Origin of the sequence: Brevibacterium sp. HMSC08F02, from assembly GCF_001807555.1 — a bacterium.
Lineage (GTDB): Bacteria > Actinomycetota > Actinomycetes > Actinomycetales > Brevibacteriaceae > Brevibacterium > Brevibacterium ravenspurgense.
The window spans coordinates 48419-71195 of record NZ_KV789354.1 but is presented as its reverse complement, the minus strand read 5'-3'; the positions used below and the strand labels follow the sequence as shown (position 1 = coordinate 71195).

At 63.0% G+C, this 22777-nt stretch carries 21 protein-coding genes; 8 read left to right on the top strand and 13 right to left on the bottom strand.

Going from position 1 to position 22777, the window contains the following annotated elements:
- Positions 1-30 precede the first annotated feature (30 nt).
- The 4 genes from HMPREF3172_RS05095 to HMPREF3172_RS05080 are packed head-to-tail and all read left to right on the top strand — an operon-like array spanning position 31 to position 3848.
- A complete protein-coding gene (locus HMPREF3172_RS05095; RefSeq protein WP_070515921.1) occupies positions 31-1014 on the top strand; it encodes a siderophore ABC transporter substrate-binding protein in 984 nt (327 codons plus the stop codon).
- The gene (locus tag HMPREF3172_RS05090; RefSeq protein WP_070515919.1) at positions 1011-1964 is read left to right on the top strand and encodes an ABC transporter permease; all 954 of its coding nucleotides are present in this window, start codon (positions 1011-1013) and stop codon (positions 1962-1964) included. The genes HMPREF3172_RS05095 and HMPREF3172_RS05090 overlap by 4 nt, the downstream gene beginning before the upstream one ends.
- Positions 1957-3096: an iron chelate uptake ABC transporter family permease subunit gene (locus HMPREF3172_RS05085; RefSeq protein WP_141741583.1), complete on the top strand. Its 1140-nt coding sequence runs from the start codon at positions 1957-1959 to the stop codon at positions 3094-3096. The genes HMPREF3172_RS05090 and HMPREF3172_RS05085 overlap by 8 nt, the downstream gene beginning before the upstream one ends.
- Positions 3093-3848 (top strand): iron ABC transporter ATP-binding protein, encoded by a 756-nt coding sequence (locus HMPREF3172_RS05080; protein ID WP_070515917.1) that lies wholly within the window; start codon positions 3093-3095, stop codon positions 3846-3848. The genes HMPREF3172_RS05085 and HMPREF3172_RS05080 overlap by 4 nt, the downstream gene beginning before the upstream one ends.
- Positions 3849-3909: 61 nt before the next feature.
- Here HMPREF3172_RS05080 and HMPREF3172_RS05075 read toward each other — a convergent pair whose 3' ends face one another.
- Positions 3910-4824, bottom strand: coding sequence for an inositol monophosphatase family protein (locus tag HMPREF3172_RS05075; RefSeq protein ID WP_070515915.1), 915 nt, complete (start codon positions 4822-4824; stop codon positions 3910-3912).
- 23 nt (positions 4825-4847) lie between these two features.
- Between HMPREF3172_RS05075 and HMPREF3172_RS05070 the strand changes: the two genes are divergently transcribed.
- Positions 4848-5237, top strand: a complete 390-nt coding sequence (locus HMPREF3172_RS05070; protein ID WP_070424100.1) for a universal stress protein — start codon at positions 4848-4850, stop codon at positions 5235-5237.
- 44 nt (positions 5238-5281) lie between these two features.
- Here HMPREF3172_RS05070 and lhgO read toward each other — a convergent pair whose 3' ends face one another.
- From lhgO to HMPREF3172_RS05050, 4 genes are all read right to left on the bottom strand, one after another.
- A complete protein-coding gene (gene lhgO / locus HMPREF3172_RS05065) occupies positions 5282-6493 on the bottom strand; it encodes an L-2-hydroxyglutarate oxidase (RefSeq protein ID WP_070515913.1) in 1212 nt (403 codons plus the stop codon).
- Positions 6494-6517: 24 nt separating this feature from the next.
- Entirely contained in the window at positions 6518-8515 is a 1998-nt protein-coding gene (locus HMPREF3172_RS05060) for a TRAP transporter permease (protein WP_070515911.1), read from the bottom strand.
- 63 nt (positions 8516-8578) lie between these two features.
- Positions 8579-9094 (bottom strand): DUF1850 domain-containing protein, encoded by a 516-nt coding sequence (locus HMPREF3172_RS05055; protein ID WP_070515909.1) that lies wholly within the window; start codon positions 9092-9094, stop codon positions 8579-8581.
- A 7-nt stretch (positions 9095-9101) separates the two neighbouring features.
- On the bottom strand, positions 9102-10070 hold the full coding sequence (locus HMPREF3172_RS05050; RefSeq protein ID WP_176746131.1) for a TAXI family TRAP transporter solute-binding subunit: 969 nt from the start codon (positions 10068-10070) through the stop codon (positions 9102-9104).
- 124 nt (positions 10071-10194) lie between these two features.
- On the opposite strand from HMPREF3172_RS05050, the gene HMPREF3172_RS05045 reads away from it, so the two are divergent.
- Genes HMPREF3172_RS05045 through HMPREF3172_RS05035 form a run of 3 tightly spaced genes read left to right on the top strand, consistent with a single transcriptional unit; the run spans position 10195 to position 12466 of the window.
- The gene (locus tag HMPREF3172_RS05045; protein ID WP_141741582.1) at positions 10195-11034 is read left to right on the top strand and encodes an HAD domain-containing protein; all 840 of its coding nucleotides are present in this window, start codon (positions 10195-10197) and stop codon (positions 11032-11034) included.
- Entirely contained in the window at positions 11031-11798 is a 768-nt protein-coding gene (locus HMPREF3172_RS05040) for a glutamate racemase (RefSeq protein ID WP_070515900.1), read from the top strand. The genes HMPREF3172_RS05045 and HMPREF3172_RS05040 overlap by 4 nt, the downstream gene beginning before the upstream one ends.
- A 14-nt stretch (positions 11799-11812) precedes the next feature.
- Positions 11813-12466: a DUF308 domain-containing protein gene (locus tag HMPREF3172_RS05035; RefSeq protein WP_070515897.1), complete on the top strand. Its 654-nt coding sequence runs from the start codon at positions 11813-11815 to the stop codon at positions 12464-12466.
- Positions 12467-12476: 10 nt separating this feature from the next.
- Here HMPREF3172_RS05035 and HMPREF3172_RS05030 read toward each other — a convergent pair whose 3' ends face one another.
- The 8 genes from HMPREF3172_RS05030 to hutU all read right to left on the bottom strand — a co-directional run bounded on the left by HMPREF3172_RS05030 (position 12477) and on the right by hutU (position 22478).
- Positions 12477-13670, bottom strand: coding sequence for a folylpolyglutamate synthase/dihydrofolate synthase family protein (locus HMPREF3172_RS05030; RefSeq protein ID WP_070515895.1), 1194 nt, complete (start codon positions 13668-13670; stop codon positions 12477-12479).
- Positions 13671-13686: 16 nt separating this feature from the next.
- Complete coding sequence (locus tag HMPREF3172_RS05025) at positions 13687-14394, bottom strand: IclR family transcriptional regulator (protein WP_070515893.1); 708 nt, start codon at positions 14392-14394, stop codon at positions 13687-13689.
- Positions 14395-14650: 256 nt separating this feature from the next.
- Positions 14651-15397, bottom strand: a complete 747-nt coding sequence (locus HMPREF3172_RS05020) for an IclR family transcriptional regulator (protein ID WP_070424109.1) — start codon at positions 15395-15397, stop codon at positions 14651-14653.
- 1 nt (position 15398) lies between these two features.
- On the bottom strand, positions 15399-16772 hold the full coding sequence (locus HMPREF3172_RS05015; RefSeq protein WP_070515890.1) for a formimidoylglutamate deiminase: 1374 nt from the start codon (positions 16770-16772) through the stop codon (positions 15399-15401).
- Positions 16769-17986: an allantoate amidohydrolase gene (locus tag HMPREF3172_RS05010; protein WP_256173211.1), complete on the bottom strand. Its 1218-nt coding sequence runs from the start codon at positions 17984-17986 to the stop codon at positions 16769-16771. Before HMPREF3172_RS05010 ends, HMPREF3172_RS05015 begins: the two co-directional genes overlap by 4 nt.
- A complete protein-coding gene (gene hutH, locus HMPREF3172_RS05005; RefSeq protein ID WP_070515885.1) occupies positions 17986-19566 on the bottom strand; it encodes a histidine ammonia-lyase in 1581 nt (526 codons plus the stop codon). Before hutH ends, HMPREF3172_RS05010 begins: the two co-directional genes overlap by 1 nt.
- Positions 19563-20771: an imidazolonepropionase gene (gene hutI, locus HMPREF3172_RS05000; RefSeq protein WP_070515883.1), complete on the bottom strand. Its 1209-nt coding sequence runs from the start codon at positions 20769-20771 to the stop codon at positions 19563-19565. The genes hutH and hutI overlap by 4 nt, the downstream gene beginning before the upstream one ends.
- Positions 20772-20780: 9 nt before the next feature.
- A complete protein-coding gene (gene hutU, locus HMPREF3172_RS04995) occupies positions 20781-22478 on the bottom strand; it encodes a urocanate hydratase (protein ID WP_070515881.1) in 1698 nt (565 codons plus the stop codon).
- Positions 22479-22777 lie beyond the last annotated feature (299 nt).

Here is a 22777-nt window from a genome sequence, read left to right as displayed (position 1 = left end):
ACTTCCCGACGCATACACGAAAGAAACAGCATGAAGACTGCACGACGCTTCGCCGCACTCATCGGCGCGACCTCCCTCGCACTGACCCTTGCTGCATGCGGCTCCGGCACCGCTGAAAACAGCGAATCCGGCAGCGCTGAAACCGTCAGCATTGAAACGAACGACGGCACCGTCGAGGTTCCGAAGAACCCGAAGAAGGTTGTCGCCCTGGACAACCGCTCCTTCCAGACGCTTGAAGACTGGGACATCAAGCCCGTCGCCGCGCCGCGCAAGATTGTTCCGAAATCGCTGGAGCTGCGCGAAGACGAATCTGTCGTCGACCTGGGCAACCACCGCGAACCCGACCTCGAAGCGATCGTGGCCGCTGAACCTGACGTGATCATCACCGGTCAGCGCTTCACCCAGCACACCGACAAGATCAAGGAACTCGCCGGAGACACCCCGATCGTCGACCTCGAACCGCGCGACGGCAAGCCCCTGGACGAAGAATTCAAGCGCCAGACCACCGCTCTGGGCGAAATCTTCGGCAAGGAAAAAGAAGCTGACGAACTCGTCAAGAAGTTCGAGGACGCCGAAAAGGCAGCCAAGGACAGCTACAACAAGGACGAAACCGTCATGGGGCTCATCTCCACCGGCGGCAACCTCAACTACTCCGCTCCCTCCCAGGGCCGCGGTGCCGGCCCGCTGTTCGACATGGTCGGCCTGAAGCCCGCCCTTGACGTTCCGGATGCCTCGGAAGACCACGAAGGCGATGACGTCAGCGTCGAAGCAATCGCCAAGTCCAACCCTGACTGGATCATCGTCATGGACCGCGATGCCGCCATCACCATGAAGGACGGCGAAAAGTACCACCCGGCAAAGGACGTCGTTTCGAACTCCGCTGCACTCAAGAACGTGACCGCCATCAAGGAAGGCCACGTGCTGTACATGCCGGAAGACACCTACGTCAACGAATCCATCCAGACCTACACCGAGGCCCTTGAGAACCTCGCGGAGGAATTCGGCAAGCAGTGACACGCCCCGCCCTGCTCACGTGGCGATTCGGCGCCGCAGTCGCCTTGACTGCGGCGCTGGTCGTTGCTTCTCTTTTTGTCGGCGTCTTCGACATCTTCGGCGAGGGCGGTGCCGAAATGTTCGCGATCACGCGCATCCCCCGGACCATTGCACTCGTGCTCTCCGGTGCGGCCATGGCCATGTGCGGCCTGGTCATGCAGCTCATGACCCAAAACCGCTTTGTCGAACCGACGACCACCGGAACCACCGAATGGGCGGGGCTCGGGCTGCTGCTCACTATGATCATCGCCCCCGATTCTGGACTGCTGGTCAAGATGGCCGGGGCGATCATCATGAGCTTCATCGGAACGCTCATCTTCTTCGCGTTCCTGCGCCAAGTGACTCTGCGCTCGTCCGTCATCGTGCCGATCGTCGGGCTCATGCTCGGCGCGGTCGTCGGCGCGGTCTCCACCTACATCGCCCTGGCAACCGACATGCTGCAGAGCCTCGGCATCTGGTTTGCCGGCTCTTTCACCTCGGTGCTGAAAGGCCAGTACGAACCGCTGTGGATTGTCGTCGCAATCGCCGTCGCGATCTTCATCGCCGCTGACCGCTTCACGGTTGTAGGGCTGGGCGAAAGCGTGGCCGTCAACGTCGGCATCAACTACAACCGGGTCATCCTGCTGGGCACGGGGCTCGTCGCACTGGCGACCGGTGTCGTCACGGTCGTCGTCGGCAACCTGCCTTTCCTCGGCCTGGTGGTCCCGAATATCGTGTCTATGTTCCGCGGCGACGACCTGCGCTCCAATCTTCCGTGGGTGGCCCTCATGGGCATTGCCGCCGTGACCGTGTCTGACATCATCGGGCGGATCATCATCGCCCCGTTCGAAGTTCCGGTCAGCCTGATCCTGGGCGTTGTCGGCTCGGTCGTGTTCATCGCTCTCCTGCTGAGGAAGAAGTCTCGTGTCTGACACTCCCCGCTCCCTGCCTCCGCGGGTTTCGGCCAATGAGCGCCTTCCCGCCGGTCACCCCATCCTGTTTGAGGAGTGCCTGGTCGCCGACTCCCTACGAGCGGCCCCCGAACGCTTTTCCGGCGCTCTTCCCACCAAGGCAAAGAAGCGCCGCTACTGGATGATGATGATCGGACTGGCCGTGCTCGCCGTTGCGATCACGGCTGCCACGCTCGCATGGAAAAGCCCCGTCCCCATGAGCCACCCGGGCTTCTGGGCCATTTCAAAGCTGCGCGCCTCCACCCTGGTCATCATTGCCGTCGTGGCGTTCGCACAGTCCACCGCAACGATTGCCTTCCAGACGGTGACGAACAACCGCATTCTCACCCCGTCGATCATGGGCTTCGAATCCCTGTACCGGCTCGTGCAGACCGCTGCGGTGTTCTTCCTCGGCGCCAGCGGCACGGCCGCGCTGACCGGAGCCGTGCCGTTCTTAGCCCAGGTTGCCATCATGACCGCCATGTCAGGCCTGCTCTACGGGTGGCTGTTGGGCGGTTTCGGCGGCAAGCGCGATGTTTCCGGTCACGACCTGCAGATCACCCTGCTCATCGGTCTTGTGCTGGGCGGCGGTTTGGGCGCTCTGTCCACCTTTATGCAGCGACTGCTGACTCCGAGTGAGTTCGATGTCCTCACTGCTCGGCTCATCGGCTCGATCGCCAACGCCGACGCGCGCTACCTGCCGTACGTTCTGCCCCTGATGGTGCTGGCCGGCGGCGGGCTGTGGTTCATCAGCCGCAAGCTCAACCTCATGGCTCTCGGCCGGGAAGCCGCCGTGAACCTGGGGCTCGACCACAAGCGGCTGCTGATCGGCTCATTGCTGATGATCGCCGTTCTCATGGCGATTTCCACCGCACTGGTCGGCCCGATGACGTTCTTCGGCTTTCTGACCGCGATGATCACCTACCAGCTGGCGGACACCTTTGACCACCGTCTGCTGTTCCCCATGGGTGTGCTCGTCGGCTACGTGATTCTGGCCGGTTCGCACTTTGTTCTGAAGAACCTGTTCTACGCCGAAGGCAGTGTGGGCATCATCATGGAAGTCGTCGGCGGCACGTTCTTCCTCGTCTACATCCTCCGAAAGGGGCGCCTGTGATCAACCTGTCCGACGTCGCGCGGAATTACGCTGATGACGTCTGCATCGGTCCGGTCGACCTGGAGATTCCGGCGCAGGGCATTACGGCACTCGTCGGCCCCAACGGGGCGGGCAAGTCAACCCTGCTGACGATGATCGGCCGGCTCATGGCCATGGACTCCGGCCACATTACGGTTGGCGGCCACGATGTGACGACCACCAAGAGCGACGAACTGGCGAAGGTCGTGTCGATCCTGCGCCAGGAGAACCACTTCGTCACGCGGCTGACTGTCCGTCAGCTGGTGGGCTTCGGACGCTTTCCCCACTCCAAGGGCCGCTTGACTCCGCAGGACGAAACCGCGATCAGCGAAGCCATCGACTTCTTGGGACTCAGCCGTTTAGAAGGCCGCTACCTCGATGAGCTTTCCGGCGGTCAGCGCCAGCGGGCCTATGTGGCGATGGTGTTGGCGCAGGAAACGGACTACGTCCTGCTGGATGAACCGCTGAACAACCTCGATATGCAGCACTCGGTCATCATGATGCGCCACCTGCGCCGCGTGGCCAATGAACTGGGCCGCACGGTTGTCATCGTGCTGCACGACATCAATTTCGCAGCCGCGTACGCGGACAGCATCTGCGCTGTCAAAGAGGGCCAGGTCGTCGAATTCGGCACGCCGGAGGAGATCATGCGAAGCGAGATCCTCACGCGCGTGTTCAACACTCCCGTCCAGGTTGTCGACGGCCCGCACGGCCCGCTGGCCGTGTACTACTGACCAACCAACGCGCAATCAACTCTGCGCAAACACTGCCGGGCTGTCCCTGCCGCGCGATCCCTTACGCGTGCCGGCGCAGGAATTCCATGCGTTCGGCGGTGTCGGCGATGATCACAGGTTCGCTGCGGTCGGTGGGCAGCTGTACGTGCAGGCCGGCTTCGCGGGCGATAACCGCTCCCCCGGCCCAGTCGTAAACACCCAATCCGCGTTCGAAGTAGGCGTTGACCTTTCCTTCCGCCGCTAGGCAGACGTCGATTGCGGCGGAGCCCATGCGGCGGACGTCGTCGAACTCCTGCAGCACGGGGCTGAGCCTGCTGACCTGCTCTGCGCGCCTTTGGGGCGCATAGCCGAAGCCGGTCGCAGCAACTGCTCCCGGCAGTCCCGCCGGGGTTCCGCTGATTCTGGTCGCCGAGGCGCCGGTCGTCAGTTCTGCTTCTTGCGGCAGTCCTGTGCGCACCCAAGCCCCAGCACCTGCGCGGGCGTACCAGACGGTGTCCAGGACGGGAGCTGCGACGAAGCCGATTTCCCACTGCCCTTCAGCCGGATGGCAGTCGTCGGGGCGACGAGCACCCAAAGAGATGCAGTAGGCGGGCAGTCCGCGCACGAAGTTGACGGTTCCGTCGATCGGGTCGACGTGCCATTCCAGTGGTTCGATCTCACGCAGGCGCGTGGCAAACTCCGCGTCTTCTGCCAGGGTCGGAACCACAAGACCGGACAGAAGAGCGGAACCGTCCTCCACCTCGTGAGCGTTCAGGGGTGCGGCGGATTCTTCGCCCACGACCGTGTCCTGCGGGCGGAAACGGGCAAAGTAACCGCGCACCAGGCCTTCGATTTCAGCGTCGGCTTCGGTGACGAGGTTGTTGGGGTCGTCTTTGGCTTCAATGTGTGCGCGGGACAGTTTCGAGGCCCATAGGCCCATGCGCGACCACCCGAGGAAAGCGGCATCGCGGGCGAGCGCCAGCAGCGGATCGATCATGCAGTCCACGTTACAGTGGGCACATGACGGTCATCATCGGCTATCTCCCCTCCCCCGAAGGTCAGGCTGCTCTCAAGGCGGGCTTTGCCGAGGCGAAGGCTCGCGACGTTCGCGCTCTCGTGGTGAACTCCCCGCGGCTGGGTGCGGCAAGCGAAGTGACAACCCTCGATGCTTCTGAAGCAGCGGCCCTGGAAGAGCAGGCCCGCAAAGCCGGGGTCGAGGCTGAAGTTCTGCAGCCGGAACACGAAGACAATCTGGTCGAAACCCTCAACCGGTGTGCCAAAGAAAACGATGCCAGCATGATTGTGATCGGCCTGCGCAAGCGCAGCGCGATCGGCAAGTTCATTCTGGGCTCTCAGGCACAGCGGATTCTGCTGGACTCCGATGTTCCCGTGCTGACGACGACACCGTAGACGCCGACGGCGGGGCTGTCTGCGGGAGCAGGCGTAAGGCAGTCTCACCCCCGCAGGTCAATGCCGTCCACCAAGTACTCCGCAATAGCCAAGGACGAGGTTGCGCCAGGCGAGGGAGCGTTCCGAACCAGGGTCGCACCCCCGATTCTTTCGATCACGAAATCATCGACCAAGTTTCCCCTGCGGTCCATGGCCTGCGCACGGATACCGCGGGTGATCGGGGTCGATGCAGCGCCTCGCAGACTGGGCACATACTGCTCCGCACCCACAAGAAACTTTTGGCGGGAAATCACGCCGCTGAGCTCACGCACCGCGGCTTTGACATTGCGACTGGCGAACCGCCAAAAGCCAGGGTCCGCAGCTACCGCGAAACTGTCCGAAAAGCCGATTCGACGACCGCTGTAGTTTTCGCGGCCGAAGGACAGAAAGGCGTTCGGCCCCACCAGCATTTCGCCGTCTACGCGTTTAGTCAGATGCACCCCGAGAAAGGGGTAGGCGGGGTCCGGAACCGGGTAGACGAGTCCATTGAGAATCGTCCTGTACTCGGGCGACAGGCGCGAGTACTGGCCGAAGAACGGCACGATCTTGGGATAATCAGCACCGCCGGCCAGCTTGGCGACCCTGTCGGACTGCAGACCAGCGCACACGACCACGTGGTCGAAGACGAACGTCTGCTCTTCTTCGCCGCAGCACGTCACGACTGAGCAGCTGTCATCTGCGTTGGCAATGTCCGTGACCTCTGCCCCGAAGACCAGCTGTCCACCCGCTTGCTCCACATCGTCAAGCAGCGAGCGTGCAACTGCGGCGTAGTCGATGATGGCCGTCTGCGGCGAGCGCAGCGCCAAACGGCCAACCGCGTTCGGTTCGACATCGCGAATCCCATCGGGACCGATCAGCTCAATGCCGGGAACCCCGTTTGCGACGGCCCGCTCATGGATCGCAGCGAGGCGGGATTCTTCAGTCTCGTTCAATGCGACGACGAGTTTGCCGCACTCCTCGTACGGCAAGCCGCGGTCGAGCGCATAGTCGCGAATGAGGTTGACGCCTCGGCGACACAGGCGTGCCTTCAAGCTGCCCGGATCGTAGTAGAGACCCGCGTGGACCACCCCGGAATTGTGGCCGGTTTGGTGCTCAGCGGCGGACTGCTCCTTGTCGAGCACGGTGACAGAAGCACCGGGAAAGCGCTGCGTCAGCTCCCGTGCAACGGCAGCGCCGATGATTCCCCCGCCGATCACTCCGAAGTTCTGCTTAAACATCGTTGACTTCCCTCCGGGGTTTCGTCAGATACTGCGAATGCTCAACCTCTGCTTCCTGGCTGCAAGCGCCAGCTGGATGGCAAAACCGACGCCGAGAATCCCAAACGCGACGATGTCTGTCATCGAACCGGGCACAATGAGCAGGATTGCGCCGGAGGCCATGATGAGTCGCACGATGATCGGAACTCGGACCATGAACATCCCCTCCGCGGCAACGGCGAGCACCAGAACGCCGATGGTTGCCGTAACCGTGATCCACAGCGCTTCGGGAATTGCGACCTCCTGCCACAGCAGGCCAGGGTTGTATACGAAGACGAAGGGAACGATGTAGCCGGCCACCGCAAGTTTCATTGCCGCGAAACCGGTCTTCATCGGATCGCCCCCAGCCAAGCCGGCTCCGGCGAAGGCTGCCAGCGCCACCGGTGGTGTGATGTTGGCGAACAGGCCGAAGTAGAACACGAACAGGTGCGCAACCAGAGGTTCCACACCGATCTGGCCCAGAGCTGGGGCAGCCATGGTCGCCGTGATGATGTAGGCCGGAATAGACGGAAGGCCCATTCCGAGGATGATGCAGGCCAACGCCGTCATGATGAGCGTAGGCAGCAGGAGGCCCCCGCCGATGGCGACGATCGCTCCGGCGAGTTTGACGCCCAGTCCCGTCAGGGTCGCAATCCCGACGATGATCCCGACGCACGCGCAGGCGACAGCAACAGAAACAGCTGTGATCGCACCATCGCGCAGGGACTCAAGGATGTTCATAATGGACATCCGCGTGCTCTTGCGCAGCTGGGCCACGATGATCGTGACGATGACCGTTGTGACGGCCGAGAAGAGAATCGTTCGGCCCGAGAAGAACAGCATGAACAGCAGGTAAGCCAGCGGAATCAGCAGGTGACCGCGCTCCTTCAGCACGCTGAGGACAGCGGGAATGTTGTCTTTCGAAATTCCCTGCAAACCGTCACGGGTGGCTCTCAGGTGCACCTGGACAATAACGCCGAGGTAGTACAGCAGCGCGGGAACGATTGCCACGAGTGCGATCTGCTGATAGGGAACACCCAGAGTTTCGGCCATGATGAACGCCGCCGCTCCCATGATCGGCGGAAGCAGCTGCCCGCCGACAGAAGCCGACGCTTCAACTGCGCCCGCGAAGTTGGGGCGATAGCCGATGCGCTTCATAAGCGGAATAGTGAACGCACCCGTTGTCACAACATTGGCGATCGCCGAACCGTTGATCGATCCGAGGAAGCCTGAGGCAATCACCGACACCTTGGCGGGACCGCCACGGGTTTGACCGGCTATCGCCATCGCGAGGTTATTGAAGAACTCGCCCATACCGGACTTTGCCAAAACTGCGCCGAAAAGGATGAACAGGAAAATGTAGGTAGACGAAACGCCGATGGCAGTGGAGAAAACGCCCTCGTTCGTCGACAGCATGAAGTTGAGGATGCGGTCGAGGTCGTAGCCGCGGTGCTTAAAAGCCCCGGGCATATACCGGCCGTAGATTCCGTACACGATGAACAGCACCGCAAGAACGGGCAGAGCCCAGCCGGTGAGTCGGCGTGCCGCTTCCAGAACCACAAAGACAAGAAGTGCGCCGAATACAACGTCGATCGTGTCAAAACGACCACCGGCGGAAACGATTTCGCTGTACTTCGGTGCGATGTACATCGCGATCGACGCTGAAATCGCGACAAACACCCAGTCATACCAGGGAACTGTCGGCTTGCCCTGCTTGCGCGTGGGGCGGTACAGCGCAAAGCACAGCACCAGGATGGCAGAGACGTGGATTGCACGGTGCACCAGCTGCGGCGGGCCGGAGAACAGCGCGATGTACATGTGGTAGAGCGACAGCACAACCCCGGCAACGAGAACCGGGATCTTCAACCACGTGTCCTGATAGGGCCGAGTACGCGATTCTCGGTCCAAATCTTCCAGCAGCTCTTGTGTTTCTTCGGCGACTTCCCCATCGGGGCGCAGGCCATCACCATCGGAAACAGACTTCGGTTTTGCTGTCGAATTCATGAGATCTCCAAGATTGAAGGGCGGTGAACGCCGAACGCGAACTGCCCGAAAAGGACGCCTCGTTCAGAGAACGCGAAGGGTGATCGAAGCTCGATGAGGAAGATCTTCGGTCTCGATAACGTCCGAAGACCACCCGGTTCCCTGCTGTCGGCGGATTGTCACTGTGTGTGCGACGTCGTGGGAATGTATCCAGTTGAGGGAGTCGTACAGCCGATCAAAACCGCACATGTGCAGCGATTCGCCGGCTCTGTACACTCGCGGCGCAGACGACGGGGTCCCCGCTCCCATCGTCCGAAGTTCAATGCAGTCCAGCCGAAGCTCGCGCCCCTGGACGAAATAGTGCTCCACCCACGGGTTGTGATCTACCGAGTGGATCCACCGAAGCGTGATTTTGTCGCCATCGCTGATGGGCACGTGATAGAAGTTCTGCTTCTCCGGTCGGACAGAACTGACCACAAGGCAGCGGGCCGGAACATCGGCCGCCAGTATCAGCGCTGCGGCCGAACCGAGCCCCGCGCCCAGCAGCGCACGGCGGGTCACCGTCCGCTTGCTGCTGGGCGGCGGTTTGCGGCTGGCCATGAGAGATTTACAGAAGTCCCTCTTCTTCGAAGTACTTCTTGGCCCCGGGGTGAAGGTCGGTCACTTTGACGTCAGCAGCGGTGTCCCGGTCGATATCCGCGACAGAGCTGTGCGACGACTCGAGCTTGTCCAAGTTGTCGTAGAACACCTTCGTGATTTCATAGCCAGCTTCCTCTGTGAGTTCAGGGCTGGCAACCAGGAGGTTCGGAATCGTCAGGGTCTTGATGTCTTCCGCAGAGTTGTAGGTATCAGCCGGGATAGTGGCTTCACCCAGGTAGTCGTGTTCTTCGAGCAGAGTCTTCGCGCCGTCACCATCCAGAGGCAGCACAACTACTTTCTCAGTTGTAGCAAGGTCGCTGACTGCCGAATTCGGAATACCGGAAGTGAAGAAAGCGGCGTCCAACTGACCGTTCTTCATTGCGTCGATGGCATCTCCGTACGAAAGATAGTCAACTTTGAAGTCGTCATAGGTGTAGCCGTAAGCCTTGACCACAGAACGAGCGTTCAGCTCCACACCGGAGTTCGCGTCGCCGACCGAAATGCGCTTGCCTTTGAGGTCATCAAAAGACTTGATCCCGGTCTTCTCCGTGGTGACCACCTGGATGTACTGGTCGTACAGTGCACCAATAGCCTGGATCTCGTCGATCTGCTTGTCTTCGAACGGGCCTTCGCCCTTGAGTGCCTGGTCGACTGCGTCAGCCTGCGTGAATGCGATTTCGGCGTTGCCGTCTTCAATAAGCGTCAGGTTTTCAACCGACGCGCCGGTAGCTTGGACGGTTGTATCAGAGTCCAGCGTGTCTTTGAGAAGCTTCGCGTATCCAGCGCCCACCTGGTAGTAGACGCCGGAAGAACCGCCGGTTGCAATTGTCAGAATGTCCGTGCCTTTTTCTCCGCCACCGCCGGCACAGCCAGAGGCGACCAGAGCTATTGAGGCGACTGCTGCAGCGACAGCCGTCGAGCGCAAACGTTTCAGCATGATGTTCCTTAGTCTCCGTTGACAGCAACTTTCTGTTCGCACCGCACTCACTGGCGACGGCATCTATCTACTCTGATAATCCCGTCAATCAATCAACCGCTTGGCTGAGAGTCCACTGAGAGCCGTGAACCTGTACTTTATCGTCATCAGGGCTTTGGTCAACAGATATTTCTGTAACGATGTCTGCTCAATCAAAGGCGACGGCTACCATGAACTTATGGTCCAAGCCCAGTCGCCCGTGCGGATTTTTCTCGACGTCGACGGCGTTCTCAACTCCTATCCCGTGCCGGAACCCCGGTTCAAACGGGAAAAGCGTCGGGCTGTTCACGCTTGGAACTACGAACTGCACTACCGACCGCACATTGTGCAGCTCATGGAGCGCTTTGTGCGCCGCCGCTACGCCCAGCTGGTGTGGCTGTCCACGTGGTCGCGCCTATGCACGGAAGAAATCGAACCGAAGCTCGGATTCACGCGCCGCTACGCGGTCGAAGCCATGCCGGATTCGTCATTCAACTACTACGCCGACGACCCACACACGTGGTGGAAAGCCAAAGCGGTCGAAAAGTTCCTGCGCGACAATCCCGACGACCGCGCCATTTGGATTGACGACGACCTCGTCCACACCACCACCCTGGAGCACTTCACGACGCTTTTCGGCGATCGCCTGCTCATGATCGCCCCGGAATACAGCACGGGGCTCACAGAGGCGCACTTTAAGCAGATGCGCCGCTTCACCCCGCCCGCCCCCAGAACTCCGCACCGGACAACACCCGCAGGCCTCGGCACCTCGGGCAGCCACGCGGGAGCAGCCGGACCGACCGGACCCGCGGGCCCCAGCGGCACCGCGGCCGCCAGCCCAGCCGGCGCATCCATCCCAGCCGGCCCCGACCCAGAAAGCCCCGCCGGAACAGCGCAGAACAACCCGTACTCGCTGACACCTCGACCCAGAAAGCTGCGGCTATGACCACCATCGGCGTCTTCGATTCCGGCTTGGGCCTCACGGCATTCGCCCACGCCATCCACCGGGCCGCCCCGCAGGCGGACCTCGTACTTGCCATGGACCCGGACTTCGCCCCCTACGGCCGCCTGTCGGGTGCTGATGTCACCAAACGCGCACTGTTTTCAGCCCGCACGCTGGCCCAGCACGAACCTGATGCGATCGTCGTGGCCTGCAACACCGCCTCGGTCAATGCGCTGCCGGCCCTGCGCAAAGAGTTCAAGATCCCAATCATCGGCACCGTCCCGGCCATCAAGCCCGCCGCGGAAGCCGGCCGGCCGTTTGCCGTGTGGGCAACCCCGGCAACCACCAACAGTGAGTACCAAAATGAGCTGATCGGGAAGTTTGCGGCCGGTCTTGACGTTCACCAAACAGCGGCCTTCGGACTGGCGCAGGCCATTGATGCGGCTGACCCCGTGAGCATTCGCGCGGCAGTTGCCCAGGCAATGGCCGACACCCCCGAAGGCATTACCGACATTGTGCTCGGCTGCACTCACTACGGCCTGGTGGCAGACGTCATTCGCGCCGCCCGCCCGGGTATCAGGCAGCTGTACGATTCGCACGGCGCCGTTGCCCAGCAGACGCTGCACCGACTGGGACTGAACCCCAGTCCCGAGGCTCAGCCCGCCGGCCGGCTACGGCACGTGTACCTGTCGGGACGACCGGGGGAACTCCCGGCCGCAGTCGGCGCCTACCCTGCCGGTCAGGCGCTTTTGGACATTGCTGTGTGAGGAAGGGATCTACCGTGGCAGTCCGACCGATCAACCTGTTCTTAGTTCTGCAGGGCGTCTTCGCGCTCATTGCTTCGATTCTTCTGGTGGTGTGGCCAGGCCACAGTGCCGTGGTGTTCTCCTACCTGGTGGGCTTCTGGTTCTTGGCTGATGCCGCGCTCGCGCTGATCGCCTCAGTGCGCCGCAAGTCCGGTCTGGCTTTGGGGCATACGATCCTGTCGGCGCTGCTCGGCATTCTGATTCTGGCGGCACCCAATGCTCTTCTGGGCTTCCTCGTGGTGGTTATGAGCATTGGGGCCGTTCTGTTCGGCGCGGGTGTCATCCTTGTGTCTGTTCTCATGCGCAGCCTGGGTGTGCGCTCGTGGTGGTTGGGTCTGGTGCTCGGCATTTCCGCGGTCTTCGCCGGTTTCCTCATGCCCGTCTTCCCGGCTGACACCATCACGATCGGCATGTACCTGGCCGCGTTCCTGCTGGCCATCTACGGTGTTCTCAGCTTGATGCTGGCCCGCCGGATCACCACGACTTTCCGCGCCTTCCGCACGCAGAACGGGCAGGCTCAGGGGTGGTCGGCTTCCGGTCGGATCGGCGGCCCGGGTGGTCGAGGCGGCAGGAACGGCCGAGGTGAAGGCCCCCAGGTGATCGAGGGCGAGGTCGTCGACGACGACTGATCGGGCTTCCTCACCACCAGCGGTCAGTGTCGGCTTCGAGGATTTCCAGCAGTTCCCCGGCGAAGGACTGCGTGCCCACCGCCAGCACATCACTGCCGGCGGCCTGGGCGTTATGCACTGCTTGCTGGGTTGTTGTGTCGGCCTGTGATCGGCTGTAGTTGAGGTATTCGCGGCCCGCACCGACGAATGTCACGGGCAGCCCCTCAAGTTCGGCTATGCAGCCTTCGACGTCTTTGACATCCGGAAATGCAGCCAGCACCCGAAAACCGGGACGCAGGATCCCTTCGGCGCGAGCACGAATATCAGCCACACCTTCCGGGCTGATGGACGTGTCGATGCACCACTGCGCCCCACTGACCGTGTGCAGGGACGCGCGGCCGGGCAGAATCAGCTTTTCTGCGAGCTCTTCGGCATTCGGCAGGGCTGCCTGCTTCCGGTCTGGGAAGCTGACTTCCAGCAGACTGCACGCAGTTTTAGCGCCTACTCGGATATTGCGCTCCAGGGTTGCCCCTGTTTCAACGAAGTCTGTGTGCTCAGGCAGGCGGCTCTGTGCTTGGGGCGGCTGTGGTGAAAACGCCAAGACCCGCTCTGTGGCGTCGTCGATGACTCCCAGCAGATCAGCCGCAACAGCATCGAGCGAACCGCCCAGAACATCCAGGTGTTCCGCAAAGATCTGCGTGACCCCGACAACCGGGTAGGAGAACAGCGAAACATCGTCGCTCAGACCGCCCAGGCCCTCCTCGACGACGAGGACGTCAACCTCTGCATCCAGCAACCAGCTGAGCCCGATGAGGGTGTACATGCCCGAAGGCGGCAGATAGCCGTCATCTGAGGAGGGCAGAGCCTCAAGCGCACGGGCGGCCCGCTGGGACAGCGCTCCGTAGTCCGCTTGGGAAATCGCGCGGCCGTCAATGCGAATGCGTTCGCGATTGTGGCGCAGCGGCGGACTCGTGATGGTTCCCACGCGCAGACCCGCGGCGTGCAGAGTCGCAGTTGCTGCCGCCACCGCGGTGCCTTTGCCCTTTGATCCGACTGTGAGACAGGCGGGGACGGGAAGACCCCGGTGCAGTCCCAGGTGTTCCTGCAGGAGGGTTGAGCGCTTACGGGACCGTGTAATTGTCCGCTGGCCTCCGTTTTCACGGCGGCGCGCTTCGTTCCATTCACGGAAGAAGGGCTCGTCTGCAGGGTCGTGTCGCAAAGTCACGAAACAACCCTAACCGTCAGTTGAGACGGTCAGAAAGCCTCTTGACGGTGAGCTTGAGGGCTTTCGCAACGCGCAGTTCGTTGTCAGCACTCCAGTAGTTGGCCGGCAGGACGATGGAAAGGGCCGCAACCAGCGAGCCTGATCTGGGTTGCAGTGCGGCGCCGATGATCCACGTGCTGGAATCGTCGCAGCGTTCGATGGCATAGCCGCGCAGACGGACCGCGCGAAGCTCTTCCAGGACCTTGGGCATCAGGTGTTCGTCGATGAGTCCGGCAATCGCACCTTTGGGCAGGCAGGACAGAATCGCCTGGCCGGCTGCTGATGTTGCGACCGGCTGCACATCACCGGGCCACGACGGGCACATGGGCGCGTCAGGACCACGGTCTGCCGTGAGGATCTGTGCTTCATTGCCGCGCAGCGTGGACAGGTGAACACAGCCGTCAATGGCGTCTGCCAGCGCGCGCATGGCCGGAACTGTCGCATTGACCAACGGCACGGAGCGCAGATACGCAGCACCCACGCCAGTAGACGCCGGCCCCGGCACGTAGCCGTTCTTGCACTTGCTGACAACGTTGAGCTCTTCAAGGACCGCAAGGATGTCATAGACGGTGGAGCGGGGAATATCGAGTTCCCGTGACAGCTGTCCGGCGCTCATGGGCTCGTTGCTGAGGGAAACAGCACGCAGCATCGCAACTGCGCGCCGAAGAGCCGGGACATCCGCCATTCCTGCTCCTTTCTGCGTATACGCCTGTTACAGCGCAGCGGGTGACGCCAAGTTCACCCTTACGAATCTCAGCCTACCGATAACCACTGACATAAAACCGGCTCGGCGATAGATGAGACGTATCTGTGCGCTTCGTGAACGTGTGATTCTGTCCGAAAAACCCATTCTGTACTGAATTCGTATTTTTTCAAAGCTTCCACTCTCCTCACCGCCGGCTGTTTCGGTGCGCATCGGAGAAGTGCTCCTGGGCAAAGGCTCAGCGCAGACGCACTGAGATTCCCTCAGCGGCTTCTACTGCCAGCGCGCTGACTTCCTTTTCACGATCTTCCCCACTGTCATCAGTGGGCAGCGAAATGCCGAACGCGGCAATCGGCCTGCCCGCGGCATCGACAATGGGGGCGGCAACAGTCCAAATGCCGTCGCTGATTTCACCGTGCTCAATCGAATAGCCGCGGGAGCGAACACCGGCCAATTCGCTGTTGAGTTCCCGCAGCGACGTGGGCCCCTGCCCCGTGCGCTGCGCAAAGACGAGTTCAGAAGAGAAGATCGCCACCACCTCGCGCCTCTCCAGCCGGGACAGGATCGCCCGGCCGGTCGCGGTGAGATAGGCGGGCATGCGGATGCCGGCCTCGGTGACGATCCGCGGCGCCCTCTTGGCTGACTCCTTCAGCAGGTACACCGTCTCCCAGCCGCGCAGAACCGCCAACTGGACGGAACCGCCGGCCGCTTCAGCTGTTTCGAGCGCAGCCGGCTGGGCAATCCGCTGCAGAGACGCGTGACGTGAGTGCGCGGCGTCGAGTTCACTGATACCAGAGCCCAGCACATAGCCGGTGTCGACTTTGCGCACCATGTCGAGCTCTTCAAGAACAGCCAGGAGGTCGTACAGGCTGGAGCGGGGAATGTCCAGGGTGCGTGCGAGAGCTCCGGCGCTGATGGGCCGCAGTGACGAGCCCAGATGGCGCAGAATCCCAACGGAACGCCTGAGTGCCGGAACTTCTGCCACGTTATTCCTCCTTGAAAAACCGTGTGTAGAGCCTCCCCAGCGGATCCTGTTCAGCGCTCTTAGGGCGAGAGCGGCGAACCCGGCCGGCAACGATGACGGCGCTGATATCCGCAGCGGTGGCCGACATCACCACCTGTTCTCCGCGTGAACCGGCGGTGCGAACACTTGCGTGCTCAACAGTGACGATGTCTGCTGGGCACCCTACCGCAATCCCAGAGCGCAGACCCAACGCCGAAGCCCCGGACTGCGTCAGGGCGGTGATGAGTTCGGCTGGGCTGAAGCGTCCCCTCTGGCCCGATGCCAGCCGCTCACCGGCTTCCAGTGCCTGCAGTTCCCGCATGGAGTCCAGCACAACGTGCTGGTCAGAGCCCAGGCAGATGACCGCTCCGGCGTCCGCGAGCGCACGTGCCGGCCCGATCCCGTCGGCGAGATCCGCCTCGGTCGTGGGGCACATGACGATGTGCACCCCGGCATCCCCCAGCAGCCGAATGTCGTCATCGCTCAGGTGAGTGGCGTGCACCGCCGACAGGCGCGGTGACAGGAGCCCCGCCTCGGCGAGCAGCCGCGTGGGGGTCTTCCCGTAGGCGGCGAGCGCCTGTTCGTTTTCGGCGGGCTGTTCGGACAGGTGGATGTGCAGGGGGCCGTCGAGTTCGGCAAAGCGCGGAAGGCCTTCCGCGGCGACCGCACGCACCGAGTGGATGGCCGCGCCGACGGTGACCAGCGGGCTGAAGTCGGCAAGTGCTTCGCGCAGACTGGCGTGCCTGCGCATGTACCCGTCAATGCTGCCATCGCCGAAGCGCGTCTGTTCGGGTGCGAGCTCTTTGCCGATGCTGCCTTGCAGATAGCACGTGTCCAGCAGGACCAGGCGGATGCCGGCTGTTGCTGCCGCTTCGGCCAAGGCGCGCTCCATGGCGTGGTCGGGGTAGGCGGTGCCGTCCGGGGCGTGGTGGACGTAGTGGAACTCGCCGACCGAGGTGTAGCCGGCCTCGATCATCTCCCCGAACACCGCCGTGGCGACCTCGCGGTACAGCTGCGGGGTCAGGGAGGCAGCTGCGGCATACATTTCCTGCCGCCACGTCCAGAAGGTGCCCCCGTCATCGTGCGTCCGCCCGCGCAGCAGGCGGTGGAAGGCATGCGAGTGCGCATTGTGCGCACCGGGGAAGGCCGTTCCGGTGAAGACGTGGATGTCTTCTGACGAGGTGCCGGTTGGGGAACCGGGCGAGGTGCCGGGGGCGGCTGGCACGGAGGCAGCTGGCTCCGGGGCGGGCGGGGTGCCGCATTCGACAGCGGTGATGGTGCCGCTCTCATCAGCCGTGACGAGGACATCGGTGCGGATTTCGCCGTCTATGTAGGCGCGGGGAAAGAAGAGCTTCATGCTGTGGCTTTCAGTTCCGCGGCCAGAACATCGGCAAGGGCGGCCGCTCCGGCGATCTGGTCGGATTCTTCGCACGCCTCTTCCGGCGCGTGGGAAACACCCGTGGGATTGCGCACGTAGAGCATGGCCGAGGGCACGTGGGCGGCGAGAATGCCGGCGTCGTGGCCCGCTCCTGACGGCATGCGCGGTGCGTTCGGCAAGACCGCCTGCAGCCTGTCGTTGAGGGCTGCGTGGAAGTCCACGGTCGGCGAATAGGATTCGCGCCGCACTTCGGCGGTGAGCCCCTCAACACTCGCGGCGAGGTCCTGGGCGCGGTCGGTGATGTCGGCGAGCACCGCCTCGACAACCGTGTCGTCAGGGTGGCGGATGTCCAGCCAGAAGTCCATGGACGAGGCGATGACGTTCGTCCCGCCGGGGTGAATGTGCGTCCTGCCGACCGTGGCGACAGAACCGCTGTGCGCCCCGGCGATCTGCGGAATCCCGCCGATCACAGAACTTGCCGCAGCAACCGGGTCAGCCCGGTGGCTCATCGGGGTTGTTCCGGCGTGGTTGCCCTGCCCTGTGAACCGGAAGTTCCAGCGGCCGTGGCCGATGATCGAACTGCCGATCGACACCGGCTGGTCGGTGTTGATGAGCCCCACGCCCTGTTCGACGTGCAGCTCGATGAACGATCCGATTTGGTTCAGGCGGTCATGGTCAGCGCCCATGTGCTCCGGTGTGAGGCCGTAGGCGCTGGCCGCCTGGGCGAATGTCACGCCGTCGGCGTCCTTGAGTGCCAGCGCCCTGTCACGGTCGATGGCTCCCGTCAGCAGGCGCGAGCCCAGGCAGGCAACGCCGAAGCGGCTGCCCTCCTCTTCGGGGAACACGGCAATCGCCAGGGGCCTTTCCGCCCGTTCGAGGCGACCATCGGCTTTCAGCTGGTCGACCGCAGCCAGGGCCGAGGTGACACCCAGCGGACCGTCGAACTCACCTCCGCCAGGGACGGAGTCCAGGTGCGATCCGGTGACCACGGCGTTCGGTCCAGGCCTGGTCACCCACGCCCACGTGATGCCGTTGAAGTCGATTTCGACGTCAAAGCCGCGCTTACGGCACTCGGCGATGAACCATTCACGCAGGGTGCGCTCTTCACCGCTGAAGCCGAAACGCCGGTAGCCCAGGCCGGATGGGTCGCGTCCGACATCGCGGATTGCGGCCATAAGCCCCAGAACCGACATCAGCTGACCCCGGTGAGCACCGTGCCGTCGACGTCCGCGAGCGTGTGCTCAAACGTTCCGAGCTCCGAAGCGGCGGTGAGGACAGCGCCGCTGGTCACAAGCTCAACAGTCTGCGCGAGTTCGGGCGACATGAAGCGGTCCGAGCCGGGGCCGGGAACGGTTTCGCGCAGCAGGCTGATGACAGCACCGGTCACGGGGCTGGCGGCCGCGTCACGCAGATCCGCCGCCCGCGCTGCCGCATAGATTTCGACTGCCAGGACACGCGCCAGGTTGTCCAAAGATTGGCGCAGCTTGCGGGCCGCACCCCACCCCATCGACACGTGATCTTCCTGCATCGCCGACGACGGAATCGAATCAACACTCGCCGGTGTGGCCAGCCGCTTGGATTCCGACACCATGGCCGCCTGCGTGTAATGCGCAATCATCAAGCCCGAATCCACACCCGGGTCATGCGCCAAGAACGAGTGCAGGCCCTCATTGCGCGTCTTGTCCATCGCCCGATCCGTGCGACGCTCCGCAATTGAGGCGACATCGGCAGCCACAATCGCCAAGAAGTCCAACTGGTGGGCAAGCGGAGCTCCGTGGAAGTTGCCATTGGAGGACACGGTGCCGTCCGGGAGAACCACCGGGTTGTCCACAGCAGAACGGATTTCACGTGCGGCCACCTGCGCCGCAAACACTGCGGCATCCCGGGCGGCACCGGTCACCTGCGGCGAACAGCGGAGCGAATACGCATCCTGCACCAAATGCTCCGAATCTCGGTGGCTGGCCATAATCTCGGAATCCTGCAGAGCCGCGAACATATTGCCCGCACTCGTGCGCTGGCCCGGGTGTGGGCGCAGAGGGTAGTGCAGTTCGGGCTTGAACACCTGGTCGGTGCCCAACTGGGACTCAACAGACATAGCCGCGCTGATATCAGCGGTCGTCAAAAGCTTCTCAAGGTCATACAGCGCAAGGATAAGCATGCCCAGCATCCCGTCGGTTCCATTGACGAGCGCCAAGCCCTCCTTTTCCTCAAGCTCGACCGGAGTGATGCCCGCTTCGGCAAGGACGGGGCCAGCATCGACGGGCTCACCGTCCGGGCCGTGCACCTTGCCTTCGCCCATCACCACGAGTGCGCACGCTGACAGCGGGGCGAGGTCACCAGAACAGCCGAGCGAACCGTGCTCATGCACCCACGGGGTGATGCCGGCGTTGAGAATCTCAACATAGGTCTGCAGGGTCTCAACCTTCACACCCGTCCGCCCGGTGGCCAGAGTGCGGGCACGCAGCAGCATGAGCGCACGCACCACCTCGACCTCTACCGGGTCGCCGATGCCCGCAGCGTGGGAGCGGATGAGCGACTTCTGCAGCTGCGCGCGACTATCGTGCGGAATGTGGCGCTGCGCGAGCGCCCCGAAGCCGGTCGAAACGCCGTAGACGGGCTTCGGGTGGGCGGCCAGAGCATCCACCGCACGTCGGGCCTCTGCGACATCAGCGAGAACAGAATCCGGGATGGTGACCTGTGCGCCGTGCCGAGCAACAGCCACGACATCGGCAAACGACAGAGCCTGGGGATCAAGAGCGACAGAAGTCGTCACGGGAGCTCCTTACATGTGAATGGGGATGGGTTCGAGGAGATGAGTGTGCCGGCGCGGTAGACCTCAGCGATCTGCTGCACACCGGGCCGGTAGACCAAATGCCGATAGGACGGGGCATCCAGAATGCTGAAATCAGCCCGACTGCCCACGGTCAGCGCACCCACATCGGTCCGCTGCAGGGCGCGCGCACCGCCGGCCGTGGCTGACCACAGCGCCTGCTCGACCGTGAAGTGCATATCGCGTACGGCAATGGCCATGCAGAAGGGAATCGAATTCGAAAAGCCGCTGCCCGGATTGCAGTCAGATGCGATCGCCACCGTGACCCCCGCCTCGTGATACCTGCGGACATCCGGGTACGGCTGGCGAGTAGAGAACTCAATGCTGGGCAGCAGCGTGAGCACAGTTCCCACCTCGGCAATGCGAGCCAGGTCCTCATCACTGACAAAAGTCGCGTGATCAGCCGACACCGCACCGACCTCAGCAGCCAGGGCCATGGCGCCCATATCGCTGAGCTGATTCGCGTGCAGGCGAGGCTTCAGACCGTGGGCGAGCCCCGCCTCGACAATCCGGCGGGTCTGCGCGATATCAAACGCACCTTCCTCGCAGAACACGTCAATCCACTTGGCCAGGCCCTCCTGGGCTGCCCGCGGGATCATCTGTTCGATGATGAGGTCGACGTAGTTATCCGGCGCTTCCTTGTATTCGGCCGGCACCACGTGGGCCGCCATGAGGGTCGTCTCCTCCGTGTGGCGGCGGGCAATGCGCAGCGCTTCGAGTTCGCTTTCGACTGTCAGGCCGTAGCCGGACTTGACCTCAAACGTCGTGGTGCCGCTGTGCTCCGCCTGCCGCAGCAGACGAACGAGGTTGTCCTCCAGCTGCTGGGCCGAAGCTTCGCGAGTCGCGCTGACGGTCGTGGCGATTCCGCCGGCCGAATAGGCCTGCCCGGCCATGCGAGCGGCGAACTCTTCCGAGCGGTCGCCCGCGAAGATCAGGTGATTGTGGCTGTCGACAAAACCCGGGATGACAGCGCGGCCGGCAGCCGAGACCACCTCGTCCGCGGCGGGAGCCTTCGCGGTGTCGCCGATCCAGGCCACCGTGCCGTCCTCAACGAGCATCGCAGCGTTCTGCCGCACGCCCAGGAGGTCCTGCGCGTGCGGGTCGTTCGTGACGAGCTCAGCAATGTCGGTGACAAGCAGAGAAGTCATGACTTCAGCCTACGCGTCCTGCTTGGCGCGGTGGTTGAGATTTTCATCTGCGGGAACCCACAGTCCACGCTCAGCGGCGACATCGTGAGCACGCTCGTAGCCTGCATCCACGTGGCGGATGACGCCCATCGCGGGGTCGTTCGTCAGCAGACGCTCGAGCTTCTGCGCGGCAAGCTCCGTGCCATCGGCAACCGAGACCTGGCCGGCGTGAATAGACCGACCCATGCCGACACCTCCCCCGTGGTGCAGGGACACCCAGCTGGCACCCGAAGAGGTGTTGACTAGGGCGTTGAGCAAAGGCCAGTCAGCCACGGCATCCGAGCCATCGCGCATGGCTTCGGTTTCGCGGTACGGGCTCGCCACAGAACCGGAGTCCAGGTGGTCACGGCCGATGACGATGGGGGCCGACACTTTGCCGTCGGCAACCAGCTGGTTGAACAGCAGTCCCGCCTTGTGGCGCTCCCGGTAGCCCAGCCAGCAGATGCGGGCGGGCAGACCTTCGAACTCCACGTACTCCTGTGCGGCGTCGAGCCAACGGTGCAGGTGATCGTTGTCAGGGAAGAGCTCTTTGAGTGCTTCGTCAGTCACCCGAATATCTTCCGGATCTCCGGACAGGGCGACCCAGCGGAAGGGGCCAAGGCCCTCGCAGAACAGCGGTCGGATGTAGGCCGGCACAAAGCCGGGGAACTCAAAGGCACGGTCATAACCGGCCTTGCGGGCTTCATCGCGGATGGAGTTGCCGTAGTCGAACACGACCGCGCCCTTGTCCTGGAAGCCGACCATTGCGGCGACGTGCTTGGCCATCGACTCCTGCGCGCGCAGGGTGAACTTTTCGGGGTTTTCTTCGGCTTCTTCGGACCATTCGTCCACGCTGACACCAAGCGGCAGGTAGGACAGGGGGTCGTGTGCTGAGGTTTGGTCGGTGACGATGTCGACGGCAACACCGCGGTCCAGCAGCTCCGGCAGAATGTCCGCCGCGTTGCCCACGAGACCCACAGAAAGGGCGCGCTTGTCGGCCTTGGCGGCAAGAACCAGGTCGAGAGCTTCGTCGAGGTCCGAAACAACCTCGTCGAGGTAGCGCTTGCCCTGGCGGCGCTCCATGCGGGTCCGGTCGACGTCGATGATAAGGCACGCACCGCCGTTGAGTGTTACTGAAAGCGGCTGGGCACCGCCCATACCGCCGCACCCGGCAGTGACGGTGAGCGTGCCGGCCAGTGTGCCGTCGAAGTGTTCGTTGGCAACGGCGGCGAAGGTTTCGTAGGTGCCCTGGAGGATGCCCTGTGTGGCGATGTAGATCCAGGAGCCCGCGGTCATCTGGCCGTACATCATGAGGCCTTCGGCTTCGAGCTTGCGGAAGTGCTCCCAGTTGGCCCAGTCGCCCACGAGGTTTGAATTGGCGATGAGCACTCGCGGCGCCCATTCGTGGGTGCGGAGCACTCCGACGGGTTTGCCGGACTGGACGAGCAGAGTTTCGTCTTCGCGCAGCTCTTTGAGGGTATCGACGATCGCGTCGAAGGCTTCCCAGCTGCGGGCTGCTCTGCCAGTTCCGCCGTAGACCACGAGGTCTTCGGGCCTTTCGGCAACCTCTGGGTCGAGATTGTTCATGAGCATGCGCATCGCGGCTTCCGTCTGCCAGCTGCGTGCGGTGATCTCAGTTCCGCGGGGCGCACGGACTGTGCGACTGGGATCGTGCCTGGTGTAGGACATCGTCGTCGGCTCTCCAAGGGCTCGTAGGGGTTGTCTCCTTTTATGGTCAACCTCTACGAGCCCTGTAAACCAGCGAAGCCCGTAAGTGTTGTCCAATATATTGGACAACACTTACGGGCTGCTTTCCGCGGCGCGCTGCCGCGGTTCGGCCCCGGCGTGAGGCGCCGGGGCACACCGGTTAGCAACGAATCCACGCCTTAGCCGAAGGGAGACCCCCTCCAGCAACCAGCCCAACCAAACACCTCGACGCCTCGCCCCACTTCCAGCACCCACCCACGCTTTAGCAACAAAAACTCCCG